General features: G+C 64.9%; 19 protein-coding genes. 9 read left to right on the forward strand and 10 right to left on the reverse strand.

Annotation, left to right across the window (positions count from 1 at the left end; genetic code table 11):
- Positions 1 to 242: 242 nt before the first annotated feature.
- Positions 243 to 1,157, reverse strand: a complete 915-nt coding sequence (locus tag FOC67_RS09255) for a LysR family transcriptional regulator (RefSeq protein WP_003087749.1) — start codon at positions 1,155 to 1,157, stop codon at positions 243 to 245.
- Positions 1,158 to 1,308: 151 nt separating this feature from the next.
- On the opposite strand from FOC67_RS09255, the gene FOC67_RS09260 reads away from it, so the two are divergent.
- Complete coding sequence (locus tag FOC67_RS09260) at positions 1,309 to 2,280, forward strand: aldo/keto reductase (protein WP_009314639.1); 972 nt, start codon at positions 1,309 to 1,311, stop codon at positions 2,278 to 2,280.
- A 22-nt stretch (positions 2,281 to 2,302) separates the two neighbouring features.
- Positions 2,303 to 3,301 (forward strand): SMP-30/gluconolactonase/LRE family protein, encoded by a 999-nt coding sequence (locus FOC67_RS09265; RefSeq protein WP_009314638.1) that lies wholly within the window; start codon positions 2,303 to 2,305, stop codon positions 3,299 to 3,301.
- 8 nt (positions 3,302 to 3,309) lie between these two features.
- Here FOC67_RS09265 and FOC67_RS09270 read toward each other — a convergent pair whose 3' ends face one another.
- Positions 3,310 to 3,681: a glutathione S-transferase N-terminal domain-containing protein gene (locus FOC67_RS09270; RefSeq protein WP_009314637.1), complete on the reverse strand. Its 372-nt coding sequence runs from the start codon at positions 3,679 to 3,681 to the stop codon at positions 3,310 to 3,312.
- A 244-nt stretch (positions 3,682 to 3,925) separates the two neighbouring features.
- On the opposite strand from FOC67_RS09270, the gene FOC67_RS09275 reads away from it, so the two are divergent.
- Positions 3,926 to 4,648: an amidotransferase gene (locus tag FOC67_RS09275; RefSeq protein WP_003087753.1), complete on the forward strand. Its 723-nt coding sequence runs from the start codon at positions 3,926 to 3,928 to the stop codon at positions 4,646 to 4,648.
- A gap of 57 nt (positions 4,649 to 4,705) precedes the next feature.
- On the opposite strand, the gene FOC67_RS09280 is transcribed toward FOC67_RS09275, so the two are convergent.
- From FOC67_RS09280 to FOC67_RS09290, 3 genes are all read right to left on the reverse strand, one after another.
- Positions 4,706 to 4,945 (reverse strand): hypothetical protein, encoded by a 240-nt coding sequence (locus FOC67_RS09280; protein ID WP_003087754.1) that lies wholly within the window; start codon positions 4,943 to 4,945, stop codon positions 4,706 to 4,708.
- 27 nt (positions 4,946 to 4,972) lie between these two features.
- Entirely contained in the window at positions 4,973 to 5,191 is a 219-nt protein-coding gene (locus FOC67_RS09285) for a hypothetical protein (RefSeq protein WP_003098091.1), read from the reverse strand.
- A 154-nt stretch (positions 5,192 to 5,345) separates the two neighbouring features.
- On the reverse strand, positions 5,346 to 5,834 hold the full coding sequence (locus FOC67_RS09290) for a hypothetical protein (RefSeq protein WP_003087756.1): 489 nt from the start codon (positions 5,832 to 5,834) through the stop codon (positions 5,346 to 5,348).
- 220 nt (positions 5,835 to 6,054) lie between these two features.
- Here FOC67_RS09290 and FOC67_RS09295 point away from each other — a divergent pair, with 220 nt between their 5' ends.
- On the forward strand, positions 6,055 to 6,561 hold the full coding sequence (locus FOC67_RS09295) for a macro domain-containing protein (protein WP_003087757.1): 507 nt from the start codon (positions 6,055 to 6,057) through the stop codon (positions 6,559 to 6,561).
- 71 nt (positions 6,562 to 6,632) lie between these two features.
- Here the strand turns inward: FOC67_RS09295 and FOC67_RS09300 are convergent, their stop codons facing one another.
- Together FOC67_RS09300 and FOC67_RS09305 are read right to left on the reverse strand one after the other, a co-directional pair.
- On the reverse strand, positions 6,633 to 6,821 hold the full coding sequence (locus FOC67_RS09300) for a hypothetical protein (protein ID WP_003087758.1): 189 nt from the start codon (positions 6,819 to 6,821) through the stop codon (positions 6,633 to 6,635).
- Between the two features lie 149 nt (positions 6,822 to 6,970).
- Positions 6,971 to 7,660 (reverse strand): crotonase/enoyl-CoA hydratase family protein, encoded by a 690-nt coding sequence (locus FOC67_RS09305; protein ID WP_003087759.1) that lies wholly within the window; start codon positions 7,658 to 7,660, stop codon positions 6,971 to 6,973.
- A 384-nt stretch (positions 7,661 to 8,044) separates the two neighbouring features.
- Between FOC67_RS09305 and FOC67_RS09310 the strand changes: the two genes are divergently transcribed.
- On the forward strand, positions 8,045 to 8,329 hold the full coding sequence (locus FOC67_RS09310) for a GNAT family N-acetyltransferase (RefSeq protein ID WP_003087762.1): 285 nt from the start codon (positions 8,045 to 8,047) through the stop codon (positions 8,327 to 8,329).
- A gap of 57 nt (positions 8,330 to 8,386) precedes the next feature.
- Here FOC67_RS09310 and FOC67_RS09315 read toward each other — a convergent pair whose 3' ends face one another.
- Complete coding sequence (locus tag FOC67_RS09315; RefSeq protein ID WP_003087765.1) at positions 8,387 to 9,463, reverse strand: 3-deoxy-7-phosphoheptulonate synthase; 1,077 nt, start codon at positions 9,461 to 9,463, stop codon at positions 8,387 to 8,389.
- Positions 9,464 to 9,780: 317 nt separating this feature from the next.
- Here FOC67_RS09315 and FOC67_RS09320 point away from each other — a divergent pair, with 317 nt between their 5' ends.
- The 4 genes from FOC67_RS09320 (at position 9,781) to cysB (ending at position 12,871) form a co-directional block, all read left to right on the forward strand.
- Entirely contained in the window at positions 9,781 to 10,158 is a 378-nt protein-coding gene (locus FOC67_RS09320; RefSeq protein ID WP_003120319.1) for a co-chaperone YbbN, read from the forward strand.
- On the forward strand, positions 10,158 to 11,105 hold the full coding sequence (locus FOC67_RS09325) for a putative 2-dehydropantoate 2-reductase (RefSeq protein WP_009314636.1): 948 nt from the start codon (positions 10,158 to 10,160) through the stop codon (positions 11,103 to 11,105). Before FOC67_RS09320 ends, FOC67_RS09325 begins: the two co-directional genes overlap by 1 nt.
- A gap of 162 nt (positions 11,106 to 11,267) precedes the next feature.
- On the forward strand, positions 11,268 to 11,765 hold the full coding sequence (locus FOC67_RS09330) for a universal stress protein (protein ID WP_003087770.1): 498 nt from the start codon (positions 11,268 to 11,270) through the stop codon (positions 11,763 to 11,765).
- 131 nt (positions 11,766 to 11,896) lie between these two features.
- A complete protein-coding gene (gene cysB, locus FOC67_RS09335) occupies positions 11,897 to 12,871 on the forward strand; it encodes an HTH-type transcriptional regulator CysB (protein WP_003087775.1) in 975 nt (324 codons plus the stop codon).
- A 56-nt stretch (positions 12,872 to 12,927) separates the two neighbouring features.
- Here the strand turns inward: cysB and FOC67_RS09340 are convergent, their stop codons facing one another.
- Positions 12,928 to 13,275 carry a hypothetical protein gene (locus tag FOC67_RS09340; RefSeq protein WP_009314635.1) on the reverse strand — a complete coding sequence of 116 codons (348 nt, stop codon included), beginning with the start codon at positions 13,273 to 13,275 and terminating at the stop codon, positions 12,928 to 12,930.
- A gap of 64 nt (positions 13,276 to 13,339) precedes the next feature.
- Positions 13,340 to 14,074, reverse strand: coding sequence for a phosphoadenylyl-sulfate reductase (locus tag FOC67_RS09345; protein WP_003087779.1), 735 nt, complete (start codon positions 14,072 to 14,074; stop codon positions 13,340 to 13,342).
- Positions 14,075 to 14,267 lie beyond the last annotated feature (193 nt).

The raw sequence follows: 14,267 nt of genomic DNA on the forward strand, positions 1-14,267 counted from the left end.
ATGCCGAGGTTTGGCGGATAACCGCGATGCGGTTATGCGCCCTACGCCGCGCGTCGGTACAGGCCCTTGCCTCCAGCCGCCATTGGTAGGGCGAATAGCGCCACAGGCGCTATCCGCCGATATGCCGAGATTCGGCGGATAACCGCGATGCGGTTATGCGCCCTACGCCCTACGCCGTGCGTCGGTACGGGCCAGCCTCCATGCTTGCCTCCAGGCTGCCACGGGCGCTTCCGCCGATGTGCCTACGCGGGACCTGGGTGTTCCTCGCCGGGGTAGCGCAGCAGGTCGATCACGGCGCTCAACGCCGCCGGGTGGTTGCGGCGGTTTGGATAATAGAGATGGAAACCGGGAAAGGGGGCGCACCAATCCGCCAGGACCCGTTCCAGGCGGCCGGCGGCGAGGTGCTCGGCGACTTCCTCCTCGATGGCGAAGGCAATCCCGACATCGGCCAGCGCCGCCTGTAGCATCAGGCGCGGGTCGTCGAGGACCAGCGGTCCGCTCACGGCCACCGAAAGCGCTTTCGTGCCCTTGCTGAATTGCCATTTGTACAGCTCTCCGGAAGACACCTTGCGCCAGCCGATGCAACGGTGGCCGAGCAGTTCCTCCGGGCTACCCGGCCTGCCTTGCCGTCGGAAGTAGGCCGGGGTCGCGACGATGGCCAAGCGCAGGTCCGGGCCGACCCGCACGGCGCGCATGCCGTGCTGGAGGTCTTCGCCGAGGCGGATGCCGGCGTCGAAACCGGCTTCGACGATATTGGCGAAACCTTCGTCCGCCACCACTTCCAGGGTGATGCCGGGATAGTCGCGGGCCAGTTCGCCGAAACGTGGTGCGAGGACGAGACCGATGGCGTTTCGCGGTGCGTTGATTCGTACCAGGCCGTGAGGCGTTTCGCGAAAGCGGTTAAGGCTGTCCAGCGCGGCGGCGATGTCTTCGAACGCCGGGTCCAGGTGCGCCAGCAGGTGCTCACCGGCCTCGGTCGGCGAGACGTTGCGAGTGGTGCGGTTGAGCAGGCGGATGCCGAGCTGGGTTTCCAGTTCGCGCAGGGTGTGGCTGAGCGTCGGCGGGGTTACGCCGAGGGTGGCGGCGGCGCGGCGGAAACTGCGTTCGCGAGCGATGGCGACGAAGGCGGCGAGACCGGCGAGATCGGGCTTCTTCATTGGATTATTAAAATAACTCGATCAATGAAAGAAATTTTTCCAGGATAGTTAGCTATTCGGCAGCAATATAGCATCGTCGGGAAACCTGGCTCATGAACAGGGTGGGGCCGGGGAAACCGCTCTTTTCAGAGCCTTCCGACGAGGTCGTACGATGCAGCATGTCCGTCTTGGCAACAGCGGCCTGAAAGTCTCCCGACTCTGCCTGGGGTGCATGACCTATGGCGATCCGGCGTGGCGTCCGTGGGTGCTGGACGAGGAACGGGCGCGTCCGTTCATTCGCGAGGCGCTGGAAGCCGGGATCGACTTCTTCGACAGTGCCGATATCTATTCCACCGGCGAGAGCGAGCGGATCCTCGGGCGCGCGCTCAGGGACTTCGCGCAGCGCGAGGACCTGGTAATCGCCACCAAGGCGTTCTTTCCCATGAGCGACAGGCCCAACGCCTGCGGCTTGTCGCGCAAGCACCTGCTTGCCAGCGTGGATGCCTCGCTGCGGCGGTTGGGTACGGACTACCTGGATCTCTTCGTGATCCATCGCTTCGATCCGGACACCCCGATCGAGGAAACCTGCGAAACCCTCGACAGCCTGGTGCGTGTCGGCAAGGTCCGTTACCTCGGCGCCTCGTCGATGCCGGCCTGGCGCTTCATGAAGATGCTCGCCTTCCAGCGCCACCACGGCCTGGCGCAATTCATCTCGATGCAGAGCCAGTACAACCTGATCGTTCGCGAGGACGAGGAGGACCTCGTGCCGCTGTGCCGGGAAGAGGGGATCGCGTTGACGCCCTGGTCGCCGCTGGCGCGTGGGCTGCTGGCCGGAGCGCGAAGCGCCGGCACGCTGCGGACCCGGACGGACGAACAGGCCCCGCGCTGGTACGGCGGCAGGGAGGAGGTCGAGTCGACCCTCGGCGCGTTGGAGAAAATCGCCGCAGCCCGCGGGCTTCCACCGGCGCAACTCGCCCTGGCCTGGCTGCTTGGCCGGAACGGTGTCGCGGCGCCGATCGTCGGCCTGTCCAGGCCGCATCACCTCGAGGATGCCCTCGCGGCGCTGACGCTGGACCTCGCCGAAGAGGAGTGCGCCACGCTGGAGGCGCCGCTCACGGCGCGCGCCCGGACCCCGCGCTGGTAGGGCGCACATCGACGGAGAAAGCATGATGAGACGACAGGCTTCCGTGTTGCTGCTGGTATCCATGGTATCGGCGACCGTCTTGCCGGTTTTCGCCCGTGCGCCGGGCGAGCGCGAGCCGTCCTGCGCCGCGACGAGCATCGTCCTGCCAGCGGGGGCCCGGTATCCCAACGGCATCGCCCATGCCGCCGATGGAACGCTGTACGTCGGCCTGGTCACCAGCGGGTGCATCCTGCGCAAGCCTCCCGGGGGCGAGTGGGAAACCTTCTTCGCCGGCAGCCCGGCGATCTTCGCTGCCACCGCGCTGCGGCTGGACGAGTCGCGTGGCCTGCTCTGGGGCAATTCGCCGGACTTCCTACCCGCTGGCCGGCGCCGGCCGCATGGGGTGTTCGCCCTGGATCTCGCGAACGGTGCCGTGCGCCGATATCTGACCCTGCCCGGCGACGGGATGGGCAACGATCTCGCGGTGGCGCCGGACGGAACGGTCTACCTGAGCGAAACCCGGGATGGCAGCCTGATGCGGCTGCGGCCCGGGGAACCGGCGTTCCAGGTGTTGCTGCGCGACAGCCGCCTGGCCGGCCCCGGCGGGCTGGGCGCGGCGGGCATCGTCCGGGTGGACGACGACACCCTGCTGGTCGGCAACTTCGGTAGCGGGGCGATCCATGTCGTCGAAGGGGTCGCCACGCGTCCGCGGCTGCGCGAGATGGAGCTGCCCCGAACGCTGGAGAATCCGGACGGCATGGCGCTGGCTCCGGACGGCTCGCTGATCGTGCTGGAGAACGCCATCCGCAGCGGCGCCGGCAAGGTGCTGCGGATCGCCGAGCCGCTCGCCGCCGGGCGGCGCGGCATCGAAGTGATACGCGAGGGCCTGGAGTCGCCGGTCAACCTGACCGTCACCGGACAGGGCTGCGCCTATGTCAGCGAGTCACGCATTCGCCACCGCCTGTTGCCGGGGCGCGAGGGCGAGGTGCCGGCGCATTTCCTGATCCATCGGCTGCCCCTGGATGCGGCCGGGGGCCGTTGATCGGCCGCTCAGGCGTTGGCGAAACGGCCTTCCAGATAGGCGATGATCTCGCTGGATTCGTACATCCAGCGCACCTGGCCGTTTTCCTCGATGCGCAGGCACGGCACCTTGACCTTGCCGCCGCCTTCCAGCAAAGCCTGGCGGGCCTGCGGATCGTTCATGGCGTCCTTGAGTTGCATCGGCAGGTTCAGCCGGTGCATGGCGCGGCGTGTCTTCACGCAGAACGGACAGGCGCGGAACTGGTAGAGCGACAGGTTCCGCAGCGCCCGCTTGACCTCGGCCTGAGCCTCGGCGCTGCGCTGCAGCTTGCGGGGGCGGCTGACGAAGTCGGCGAGGATAATCGCCTGACCCAGTCCGTTACGTACTGCCTTGAGCAACATGGCGTGTGCCTCGCGGGAAAACCGCCAGTTTACGTGGCGGTTCCGGGCATGGGGAGTCCTTCCGTCTCCTGTGCAGATTTCTTTACGGCTGGGCGTCTCGGGAATCTTTCTGCCGCCTGCTTGTTTTTTGGCGAATCGTCCGGATATTCCTTTCGAGGCCAGGGCGACGGTTCCCTTGCCCGCGCTCCTGTGTTAATTAAATCAAACGAAAACGACAATAACCCCACTTCTTCAGAGAGTCTTTATGTCGCTCCGCATCTGTATCCTGGAAACCGATATCCTTCGTCCCGAGCTGATCGAGCGCTACGAAGGCTACGGCCGGATGTTCCAGCAACTGTTCGCCAAGCAACCGATCGCCGCCGAATTCGTCATCTACAACGTGGTGGAGGGGCGCTATCCGGCGGACGACGAGCGCTTCGACGCCTACCTGGTGACCGGCAGCAAGGCCGACTCCTTCGGTCCCGACCCGTGGATCCAGACCCTGAAGACCTTCCTCCTGGACCGCTACGAGCGCGGCGACAAGCTCCTCGGCGTGTGTTTCGGCCACCAGTTGCTGGCCCTGCTGCTCGGTGGCAAGGCCGAGCGCGCCAGCCAGGGCTGGGGCATGGGCATCCACCAGTACCAGTTGAACGAACGGGCCGACTGGATGAGCCCGGCGCTGCCGGACCTGACCCTGTTGATCAGCCACCAGGACCAGGTCACCCGGCTGCCGGAAAACGCGCGGGTGATCGCTTCCAGCGACTTCTGTCCCTATGCCGCCTACGCCATCGGCGACCAGGTGCTGTGCTTCCAGGGGCATCCCGAGTTCGTCCACGACTATTCCCGCGAACTGCTCGAACTGCGCCAGCAGCACCTGGGCGAGGAACTCTATCGCAAGGGGGTCGATAGCCTGGCGAGGGATCACCAGGGCACCGTCGTCGCCGAATGGATGATGCGTTTCGTCGCGCGCCAGCCGACCGGCGCCTGAGCCGGCCCCGCGCCATGCGAGCGCCGCCAGCCTCCCGGGGTTGGCGGCGTTTTCGTTTCAGGCCGGGCAGTCGAGGATGAAGCGCTCCGGGATCCAGCGCTGCGGGCGTGCCGGCGGGGTGCCGCTCTGCAGCTTCAGCGCCAGGTTGGCCGCCAGCGCGCGGACCATCGCCTGGTTGCATTCGATGGTGCGCGCCAGTGCGCCTGCCGAGCCTTGGGCGAGGCCGAGTAGCGAGTAGCCATTGGTCAATATCGCCAGGGCGGCGACGATCCAGAATTTCCGTGTTTGCCTTCTCATGCTGTTTCCCGGGAAAGAAGCCGGCGTTCAACCGGCGCGTCGACTGTTCAACCCCGAGAGCAGGCCTGGCAGGGCCTGGCCGATCTGGTTGGAGAAGGTCGTGGCGGTGTCGTTGTCCGGTGTGGCGTTCCTGGCGCTTTCGGCGCCGGCGACGAGGCTCAGCACGACCAGCATGAGGATGGCGTATAGACCCAGGGTGGCCAGGGCGGTGTTGCGGGCGTAATGGCGTGGGCTGCGACGTTTCATGGCGGCTTCCGTGATCGATACCTCGGATGGGCATAGGATCGCGGAGAAGAATTCGATTGGATAACGAATTGTCGCGCTATTAACTATCGACAGAAATGATGCTTTGGCCGAACGACCGGTACGGGTTGCGGGGCCCGGGTTCGGGCCCGATGGATCAGGACGAAGTCGGCGCGAGCAGGCGATCGACCACCTGCCGGGCTCGCTCGAAGGAGGGGTAGCCGCTGCGCGCGACCGGCAGCTCGGCGTAGGCCTGGCGATAGGTCTCGGCCTTGGGAATGTCGGCGCGCGGCAACAGGAAGGGCTCGGCGTAGATCTTGTAGAGCATCGCGTTGGCCAGCGGGTAGCGTCGCTCGGCGGAACGTTCGAGGAGGCGGGTGATGCGCTCGCAATCGCTGGCCTGGCCGTCGCGGCGAGCGATCAGCACGGCCTGGTAGAAGTCCGCCTCGCCGCTGCGGTCGTCGCGCGCTGCGCGCTCCAGCAGGGCCTGGGCCAGCGGCAGGCGATCGCGGTCGTTGGCGACGATGATCAGTTTCGCCTGCAGCATGTCGTTCTCGTACAGCAGTTTTTCCCTGTCGCTGTCCTGGCGGCAGGTGGCGCAGCTTGCCAACAGCGGGATCAGGCAAAGTGCAATCCATTTCGGCATGGCGGTTGTTTCCTTGTCATGGATGAGACGGCACGAGGCTGGAATCCAATGGAGAGGCGAGGCGCCTCCAAGGTTCCCTCGCATGCAGTCTAGTCGGCCCGTAGCGGATGGGACCGGCCGTTCTTGATACGCATCAACTGGCGCCGGCGGGCAAGGCGTACGGTGAAAGATGCAGGGCGGCGCACGAAGCGCCTGTCCCGAAGCCAAGAAGGAAACGCTCATGATTCGTGAAGTTGAAGGTGACATTCTGCTTTCCGGGGCCCAGGTGATCGCCCACGGCATCGCGCCCCAGGACCATTTCGACAGCGGCCTGGCCCTCGCCTTGCGCGAACGCTGGCCGTCGATGGTTCGCGACTACCGGCATGCCGCCCATGCCAGGGCGCCCGAGCCGGGCGGCATCTGGGTCTGGGCCGGGGTCGACGAGCAGGGCAAGACCCAGTGCATCGTCAACCTGATCACCCAGGGAATGCTGCACAGCGGTCGTAGCGCCAAGCCGGGCAAGGCGAGCCTGGAGGATGTCGGCCATGCCCTGCGCGAGCTGGCCCGCTATGTGCGCAGCGAAGGGGTGAGCAGCCTGGCTCTGCCCTGCGTGGCGACGGGAGTGGGCGGGCTGGACTGGTCCGAGGTCAAGCCGCTGGTGGTTCGCCACCTGGGCGACCTGGAGATCCCGGTGATTCTCTACGAGGTCTATCGCAAGGGCGTGGCGGCCGAGGAAAAACTGGCCTGAACGAAAAGCCCGGCGTGAGCCGGGCTTTTCAGGGTTGCGGGGAAAAGAAAAACGTTCCTGGCAGGCGGCGTTCAACCCTGCGCATCGGTGTCGCTCGCGGTTGGCGCCGTGGCCTGTTGCTGCTGGGCCTGCTCGATGGCGTGCTGGTTCAGTTGGACCATGCGGTTTTCCATCAGGCTGGATTCGTCGGCGAAGCTGGCTTGCACTGCGAGGGTGGTAGCCATGCCGAGGAGAATGGCGGCGAAGACGTTGCGTTTCATGATGACCTCCGGTTTTCCTTGGGAATGTCATCAGGATAATCCGTAATAATTTTTTAAAAATAGCAGTTCTGGAGAGTTACCTTTGCGTAATAAGTAATTATTGGGCGCAAAAAAGCCCGGTATCAACCGGGCTTTCGCTGGAGCGGGCCTTAGCCCAGGTGCTTCTTGTCCAGCTCGATCGCCTGGTCGAGGGTTTCCAGCAGTGCCTTGCGCACCTTGAGCTTGGTATTGCGGTGCGCGGTCATGTTGAGTTTCTTCAACTGCTGGGCCGCCGCACGCGCGCTTTCCTGCAACTGGTCGGCGCTGACCAGGGTGTCGAGGAAGCCGGCATCCACCGCAGCGGCCGGACTGAACATCTCGGCATTGATGACCGAGCGGGTGAACGCCGACTTGCGCAGGCGATCGCGGGCCAGCTCGATGCCGACATGGTGCATGGTCATGCCGATGGCGACTTCGTTCAGGCCGATCTGGAACGGCCCGTCGACGCCGATCCGGTAGTCGGCCGAGAGCAGCAGGAAGGCGCCCTTGGCTACCGCGTGCCCGGGGCAGGCGACGATCACCGGGTAGGGATGGGAGAGCAAGCGGCGAGCTAGGGTCGAGCCGGCGGCGACCAGGTTGACGGCATTCTCCGGGCCGGAGGTCATGACCTTCAGGTCGTAGCCACCGGAGAGGATGCCCGGCTGGCCAGTGACGATGACCACGGCCTTGTCCTGCAAGGCCTGGTCGAGAGCCTGGTTGAAGGCGTCGATCACCGCCGGGGAGATGGCGTTCACCTTGCCGTTGTTGAGGGTCAGGGTGGCGATGCCGTCTTCGAACTGGTAGCTGATCAACTCGCTCATGGCAGGATTCCTTTTGGTGGAGTGGCGCAGACCTTACTGATGGCCGCCGTCGGCGTAAAGCGCTTTGGCTGACCCGCGGGTCATGCGCGATTGCGCTTGCGCGGCCTCCCGGCCAGGGCTCCAGCGACGCCTGCGCGTTCCTGCCAGAAGAAACGGTTGAGTCTGACCGGGGAAGACAGCAATATGGGCCCTATCGTTAGTCCGGCCTTGCATGCGGTGCAGGCCAGCCGTTTCGAGGATGTCCGCCAGGCGCGATCCGCCACCGGGACGAGAACGGACGAAGGTCTCCGGCGGTCCGCTGGAGGCCGGTACGCGGGGGCGTCCTCGCGAGGAACCTATCAATCAGGCGCGGGTCGGGTTACGAACCCGTTGAGGAGATCCAAAGTGAGCGAGTCCCTGTCCATCCATCATGACGTGGGCGGCCATCAATTCGAGACGACGGTGGATGGCCATCGTGCCTATCTGGCCTATATGGACCTGGGCAAGCAGACGCTGGATATCTACCGGACCTTCGTACCGGATTCGCTGCGTGGTCGCGGTATCGCCGCTGCGTTGACCGAGCACGCCCTGCAGTACGCCGACCGCATGGGCTACAGCGTGATCCCGTCCTGCTCCTACGTGGAGCGTTACATCGAGCGTCGTCAGCGTCAGGCCGATCCGGCCGCCTGAGCAGGCGCGCAATGAAAAACGCCGGGCATCAGCCCGGCGTTTTCGTTTCCGCCTCGCTCAGCCGCGCTGGCGTTTCGGCAGCACGTCCTTGAGCTTGGCGTGCATGCTGCGGATGCTCTTCTCGGTGGTCGCCCAGTCGATGCAGGCGTCGGTGATGGAGACGCCGTACTGAAGTTGGTCGAGATCCTTCGGAATCGGCTGGCTGCCCCAGCCCAGGTGGCTTTCCACCATCAGGCCGACGATCGAGTTGTTGCCTTCGACGATCTGGTTGCTGACGTTGTCCATCACCAGCGGTTGCAGGGCCGGGTCCTTGTTGGAGTTGGCGTGGCTGCAGTCGACCATGATGTTCAGCGGGATTTTCGCCTTGTTCAGGTCCTGCTCGCAGAGCGCGACGCTGACCGAATCGTAGTTCGGCTTGCCGTTGCCGCCGCGCAACACCACGTGACCGTAGCGGTTGCCCTTGGTGGTCACGATGGACACTCCGCCCTGCTGGTTGATGCCGAGGAAGCGATGCGGGCTGGAGACCGACTGCAGGGCATTGATCGCCACGGTCAGGCTGCCATCGGTGCCGTTCTTGAAGCCGACCGCGGAAGACAGGCCGGAGGCCATCTCGCGGTGGGTCTGCGATTCGGTGGTACGGGCGCCGATCGCCGACCAACTGATCAGGTCCTGCAGGTACTGCGGGGAAATCGGGTCGAGCGCTTCGGTGGCGGTGGGCAAGCCTTTCTCGGCGAGGTCGCGGAGCAGTTGGCGGCCGATGTGCAGGCCATCCTGGATCTTGAACGAGTCGTCCAGGTACGGATCGTTGATCAGGCCTTTCCAGCCCACCGTGGTACGCGGCTTCTCGAAGTACACGCGCATCACCAGGAACAGCGTATCCGCCACTTCGGCCGCGAGCGCCTTGAGGCGGTCGGCGTATTCGTGGGCGGCCTTGATGTCGTGGATGGAGCAGGGGCCGATCACCACGAACAGACGGTGGTCCTTGCCATCCAGAATGTCGCGCACCACCTGGCGACCATGGGCCACGGTCTGCAGCGCCTTGTCGGTCAGGGGAATTTCACGCTTGAGCTGCTCCGGCGTGATCAGGGTCTCGTTGGAGGCAACGTTAAGGTCGTCGATCTGTAAATCAGCCATCGTGGTACTCAATCAGGTCACGGGCGCCGGCCGCCGGGAGGCCCCCTGCGAAAGGGCGCAGGCATGAAGTTCGCAAACGGGGAGACGAACCTTAACGTGTCGGGCCGGGCCTAGACAATGGGCGGGACGCGGTTCGCCGGTGTTTTCCCCGCTCTGCGCACGTTTTCTTCGTTGCTCCGGGCCAAGGCTGCCAGCGGAGTTGCAGGCGAGGCCGCCGCGGACGATATTGTGCAGGTGCTGCGGAGGGGCGCGCCTTGCGCGTATCCGCTGGCCGAGGAGGGCGCCAGCGCTATCGCAGGAGCCGAAGCATACGGATGATGGTCGGGCCCCATTTCTTCCTTTCTATCGAGGTCAGCAGCGTGCCGTCCCTGGAACTCACCGATCTGGACGCCGACCGGCAGTTGCTTGCCCTGGAAGGGGTTTCGCTGTTGGTATTCACCAGCGAAGGCTGCGCGTCGTGCCGCTGGGCCCGGCGCCATCTCCCCGCGATGGACCTGCCCATCGAGCGCCTGTGCTGGGTGGACGCCGGCCGCAATGGCGGCCTGGTGGAACGCTACGGCGTCTTTCACCTGCCGGCCCTGTTCATGGTCCGCGACGGCCGCTTCCATGGCGCACTGAACGTTCCGCTGCACCAGGAAGCCTTGCGGGGTGCGGTGCTGGCGGGGTCGACCGCTTTACCTGAGGAGTTGCCCTGATGGATTCAAAGCAGCAACGGATCGGCGTCATCGGTACGGGAGCCATCGGCGGCTTCTATGGATTGATGCTGGCGCATGCCGGTCACGACGTGCATTTTCTCCTGCGCAGCGAGTTCGAGGCGGTCAATCGCGCCGGACTCAGCCTGAATAGTGCGGTGCATGGCTTCCGGCGCCTGGCGCCGGTCCAGGCCTACCATTCGGCGCAGGACATGCCGCCCTGCGACTGGTTGCTGGTGGGCGCCAAGACCACCGGCAATCACGAACTGGCACCCCTGATCCGCGCAGCGGCGGCGCCGGGTGCCAAGGTTCTGCTGCTGCAGAACGGTCTGGGCGTGGAGGAGCGGCTGCGGCCGCTGCTGCCGGAAAGCCTGCATCTGCTGGGCGGCCTCTGCTTCATCTGTGTGCATCGCGGCGAACCGGGCGTGATCGAGCACCAGGCCTACGGCGGAGTGAATCTCGGCTATCATTCCGGACCGGCCGACGAGCGACGCCGGCGCGAGATCGTCGAGGAGGGTGCCGCGCTGTTCCGCGAGTCCGGGCTGGAGTCCACGGCGATGCCCGACCTGGAGCAGGCGCGCTGGCAGAAGCTGGTCTGGAACATCCCCTACAACGGGCTGTCGGTATTGCTGAAGAGCAGCACCGCGCCGCTGATGGCCAACGCGGACAGTCGGTCGCTGATCGAGGCGATCATGGAGGAAGTCATCGGTGCTGCCGGCGCCTGCGGCTTCATCCTGCCTGAGGGCTATGCGGACCAACTGTTGGCGGCGACCGAGCGGATGCCCGACTATCGGCCGAGCATGTACCACGACTTCGCCCATGGGCGGCCACTGGAGCTGGCGGCGATCTATGCCGCGCCCCTGGCCCGCGCTGCTGCTGCGGGCTACCGGATGCCCAGGGTCGAGGCGCTGCACCAGACGTTGCGCTTCCTCGAAGCGCAACCGCGCTGAAGGGCCGAGCGCGGCGACCAGCCGGCGCCGCGCTCGCAGGGAGAAAAGGGATTTACCCCAACGGGCCGGAAAAAGCCCGAAACAGCAGGGAACGCTAGGAGAATGGATGCTTGCTGCTAATCTGCTAATGAGGCCCGCCGCGCAGGCTGTCGAGGAGGCCGCATGATTCGTTCGATTCTCTACGCCACCGATCTGGGGCTCTATGCTCCCTATGTCCTGCAACACGCCCTGTCGCTGACCCGCGCCTACAACGCCGAGCTCTATGTCGTCCATGTGGTGGAGCCCCTCGGGCTGTTCGCCGAGTCGGTCCTGCAGACCTACCTTGACACCGAGCGTCTCCAGGACCTGCGGGCGCAAGGGCTGGACAACGTCATGGAAAGCATCGAGAAGCGGGTCCTGGAAGGGTTTCGCGATGAACTCGGCGAGTTGCCCCAGGATGCGGCGCTGGTCAAGAGCGTGCGAGTGGTGCAGGGCGACCCGCCGCAGATGATCCTCGATGAGGCGGAAAAGCTGGCCGTGGACCTGATCGTCGCCGGCAGCCATAGCCACGGCACCCAGCTCGATACGCCGCTGGGCCGGACTGCCGCGCGTCTGGTGCAACTGGCGGAGGTACCGGTGTACCTGGTGCCGATGTTGCAGCACCGTAGTCGCGACCTGTAGGCCAGCGGTCGGCTGGTGAAAAAGCGTGCAAAATCAAAAAAAACGTCTAATTTTATTCCTCAAACCATTAATATGGTTATATACCTTCGGTTCTTGATCGCCGGTCGCGACAACCTTTTCGAGGAATCTCCATGAAGCTTCAGCAATTGCGCTATATCTGGGAGGTTGCGCACCACGACCTCAACGTCTCCGCCACGGCGCAGAGCCTCTATACTTCGCAGCCGGGCATCAGCAAGCAGATCCGCCTGCTGGAGGACGAACTGGGCGTCGAGGTGTTCGCTCGCAGCGGCAAGCACCTGACCCGGGTGACGCCGGCGGGGGAGCGGATCATCCATACCGCCGGCGAGATCCTGCGCAAGGTCGAGAGCATCAAGCAGATCGCCCAGGAATTCTCCAACGAGAAGAAGGGCACGCTGTCCATCGCCACTACCCACACCCAGGCGCGCTATGCGCTGCCCAACGTGATCAGCGGCTTCATCAAGCAGTACCCGGACGTCTCCCTGCACATGCACCAGGGCACGCCGATGCAGATCGCCGAAATGGCGGCCGACGGCACCGTCGACTTCGCCATCGCCACCGAGGCGCTGGAGTTGTTCGGCGACCTGATCATGATGCCCTGCTACCGCTGGAATCGCTGCGTCATCGTGCCCCACGGGCATCCGCTGACCAAGCTGCCGAAACTGACCCTGGAAGCCCTGGCCGAGCAGCCGATCGTCACCTACGTGTTCGGCTTCACCGGCCGTTCCAAGCTCGACGAAGCCTTCAGCCAGCGCGGACTGGTGCCCAAGGTGGTATTCACCGCGGCCGATGCCGACGTGATCAAGACCTACGTGCGGTTGGGCCTGGGGGTCGGCATCGTGGCGCACATGGCGGTCGATCCGAAGCTCGACAACGACCTGGTGATCCTCGACGCCAGCCACCTGTTCGAGTCCAGCGTGACCAAGATCGGCTTCCGCCGCGGCACCTTCCTGCGCGGCTTCATGTGCGACTTCATCGAGAAATTCGCTCCGCACCTGACCCGCGAGCTGCTGGCCAAGGCCGTGCAATGCCACAACAAGGCCGAGCTGGACGAGTTGTTCGACGGCATCGAACTGCCGGTCTACTGATCGCCTCGGCCCATGAAAAAGCCCGGCCTGGTGCCGGGCTTTTTCATGGCTGGCCCTCAGAGCATGTCGAGATTGTCGCGACCGGCCAGCCTGGTCAGCGCTTCGCGATCGGCGTCCGCGGCCTGCTCGGCTCGCGGTTCGAGGACTTCATGGAGGAAGCTCATGAACACGGTGTATACCTGTTCGCGCCCGTCGTCGTGGCGAACCACGAAGAACGGCGCGGTCTCTACGCCATACTGGGCGGCGACCATCCAGCCTGCGCTGTTCGGGTCGCGTTCGTCGGCCACCAGGGTGCGATGGATGCGCGGCAGGTAGCCGCCTTGTTCCAGGCGTTGCCGGACTTCCTTGCACTTGCGGCAGTCCTCGCCGGTGGCGAGGACTTTCTTGACCATGGTGATGCGCATGCTGGGTCTCCGCTCGGGGTTCGACCCGCACTTTACCCCGATTGCATACGCTCTATCGACGGTTTCAGGCCTTGCTGATCAGGTTGCCGGCGTGCAGCCCGCACTCCTTGTGGGTGGCTTCCTCCCACCACCAGCGGCCCTCGCGCTCGTGCTGGTTGGGCAGCACCGGACGGGTGCAGGGTTCGCAGCCGATGCTGATATAGCCGCGTTCGTGAAGGCTGTTGTAGGGCAGTTCGAGCATGCGGATATAGCCCCAGACTTCCTCGCTGGTCATGGACGACAGCGGGTTGAACTTGTACAGCGGCTTTTCCGGCGTGGAAAAGGCACCGTCGATTTCCAGCACTGCCACCTGGCTGCGCGTGCCGGGGCTCTGGTCGCGGCGTTGGCCGGTGGCCCAGGCGCGCACACCGGCGAGCTTGCGCTTGAGCGGTTCGATCTTGCGGATGCCGCAGCACTCGCCGTGGCCGTCCCGGTAGAAGCTGAACAGGCCCTTTTCCTTCACCAGGGGTTCGAGCAGGCGCGGGTCGGGGGAAAGCACGTCGATGGCGATGCCGTAGTGTTCGCGGACCTGGTCGATGAAACGATAGGTTTCCGGGTGCAGGCGACCGGTGTCGAGGCTGAACACCTTCACGTTGCGGTTGAGCTTCCAGGCCATGTCTACCAGGACGACGTCCTCGGCGCCGCTGAAGGAGATCCACAGCTCGTCGCCGAAGTGCTCGAAGGCGGCTTTCAGGATGTCCTGGGGGGATTTGTCGGCAAGGCTGGAAGCGAGGGCGGGAAGGTCGAAAGGCTGGCTCATCGGGCTGGGGTCCTGGTGCTGGGCGGCGCTGTTGCGCTCTGTGGCGGGAATGGTAGCAAAGGGCGGCATATGGCCCTAAATAACCATTTACCCCTGCCGACCTTGATTCCAGGAATAAGCCGGCGTTGCCTTGCCCTCGGCGAGGGGCTAGAGTGCCGCGTCCGTCGTCACCCCATCGTTCAGAGAATTTCGA

It is taken from the genome of Pseudomonas sp. FDAARGOS_761, assembly GCF_013343155.1.
Taxonomy (GTDB): Bacteria; Pseudomonadota; Gammaproteobacteria; order Pseudomonadales; family Pseudomonadaceae; genus Pseudomonas; species Pseudomonas aeruginosa.

Coding starts and splice junctions, on each gene's coding strand:
- FOC67_RS09325 (WP_009314636.1), top strand. CDS start 10,158: ATGGATTCAAAGCAGCAACGGATCGGCGTCATCGGTACGGGAGCCATC.
- FOC67_RS09300 (WP_003087758.1), bottom strand. CDS start 6,821: ATGAAACGCAACGTCTTCGCCGCCATTCTCCTCGGCATGGCTACCACC.
- cysB (WP_003087775.1), top strand. CDS start 11,897: ATGAAGCTTCAGCAATTGCGCTATATCTGGGAGGTTGCGCACCACGAC.
- FOC67_RS09275 (WP_003087753.1), top strand. CDS start 3,926: ATGTCGCTCCGCATCTGTATCCTGGAAACCGATATCCTTCGTCCCGAG.
- FOC67_RS09270 (WP_009314637.1), bottom strand. CDS start 3,681: ATGTTGCTCAAGGCAGTACGTAACGGACTGGGTCAGGCGATTATCCTC.
- FOC67_RS09305 (WP_003087759.1), bottom strand. CDS start 7,660: ATGAGCGAGTTGATCAGCTACCAGTTCGAAGACGGCATCGCCACCCTG.
- FOC67_RS09315 (WP_003087765.1), bottom strand. CDS start 9,463: ATGGCTGATTTACAGATCGACGACCTTAACGTTGCCTCCAACGAGACC.
- FOC67_RS09345 (WP_003087779.1), bottom strand. CDS start 14,074: ATGAGCCAGCCTTTCGACCTTCCCGCCCTCGCTTCCAGCCTTGCCGAC.
- FOC67_RS09330 (WP_003087770.1), top strand. CDS start 11,268: ATGATTCGTTCGATTCTCTACGCCACCGATCTGGGGCTCTATGCTCCC.
- FOC67_RS09260 (WP_009314639.1), top strand. CDS start 1,309: ATGCAGCATGTCCGTCTTGGCAACAGCGGCCTGAAAGTCTCCCGACTC.
- FOC67_RS09255 (WP_003087749.1), bottom strand. CDS start 1,157: ATGAAGAAGCCCGATCTCGCCGGTCTCGCCGCCTTCGTCGCCATCGCT.
- FOC67_RS09295 (WP_003087757.1), top strand. CDS start 6,055: ATGATTCGTGAAGTTGAAGGTGACATTCTGCTTTCCGGGGCCCAGGTG.
- FOC67_RS09320 (WP_003120319.1), top strand. CDS start 9,781: ATGGTCGGGCCCCATTTCTTCCTTTCTATCGAGGTCAGCAGCGTGCCG.
- FOC67_RS09285 (WP_003098091.1), bottom strand. CDS start 5,191: ATGAAACGTCGCAGCCCACGCCATTACGCCCGCAACACCGCCCTGGCC.
- FOC67_RS09290 (WP_003087756.1), bottom strand. CDS start 5,834: ATGCCGAAATGGATTGCACTTTGCCTGATCCCGCTGTTGGCAAGCTGC.
- FOC67_RS09340 (WP_009314635.1), bottom strand. CDS start 13,275: ATGCGCATCACCATGGTCAAGAAAGTCCTCGCCACCGGCGAGGACTGC.
- FOC67_RS09265 (WP_009314638.1), top strand. CDS start 2,303: ATGATGAGACGACAGGCTTCCGTGTTGCTGCTGGTATCCATGGTATCG.
- FOC67_RS09280 (WP_003087754.1), bottom strand. CDS start 4,945: ATGAGAAGGCAAACACGGAAATTCTGGATCGTCGCCGCCCTGGCGATA.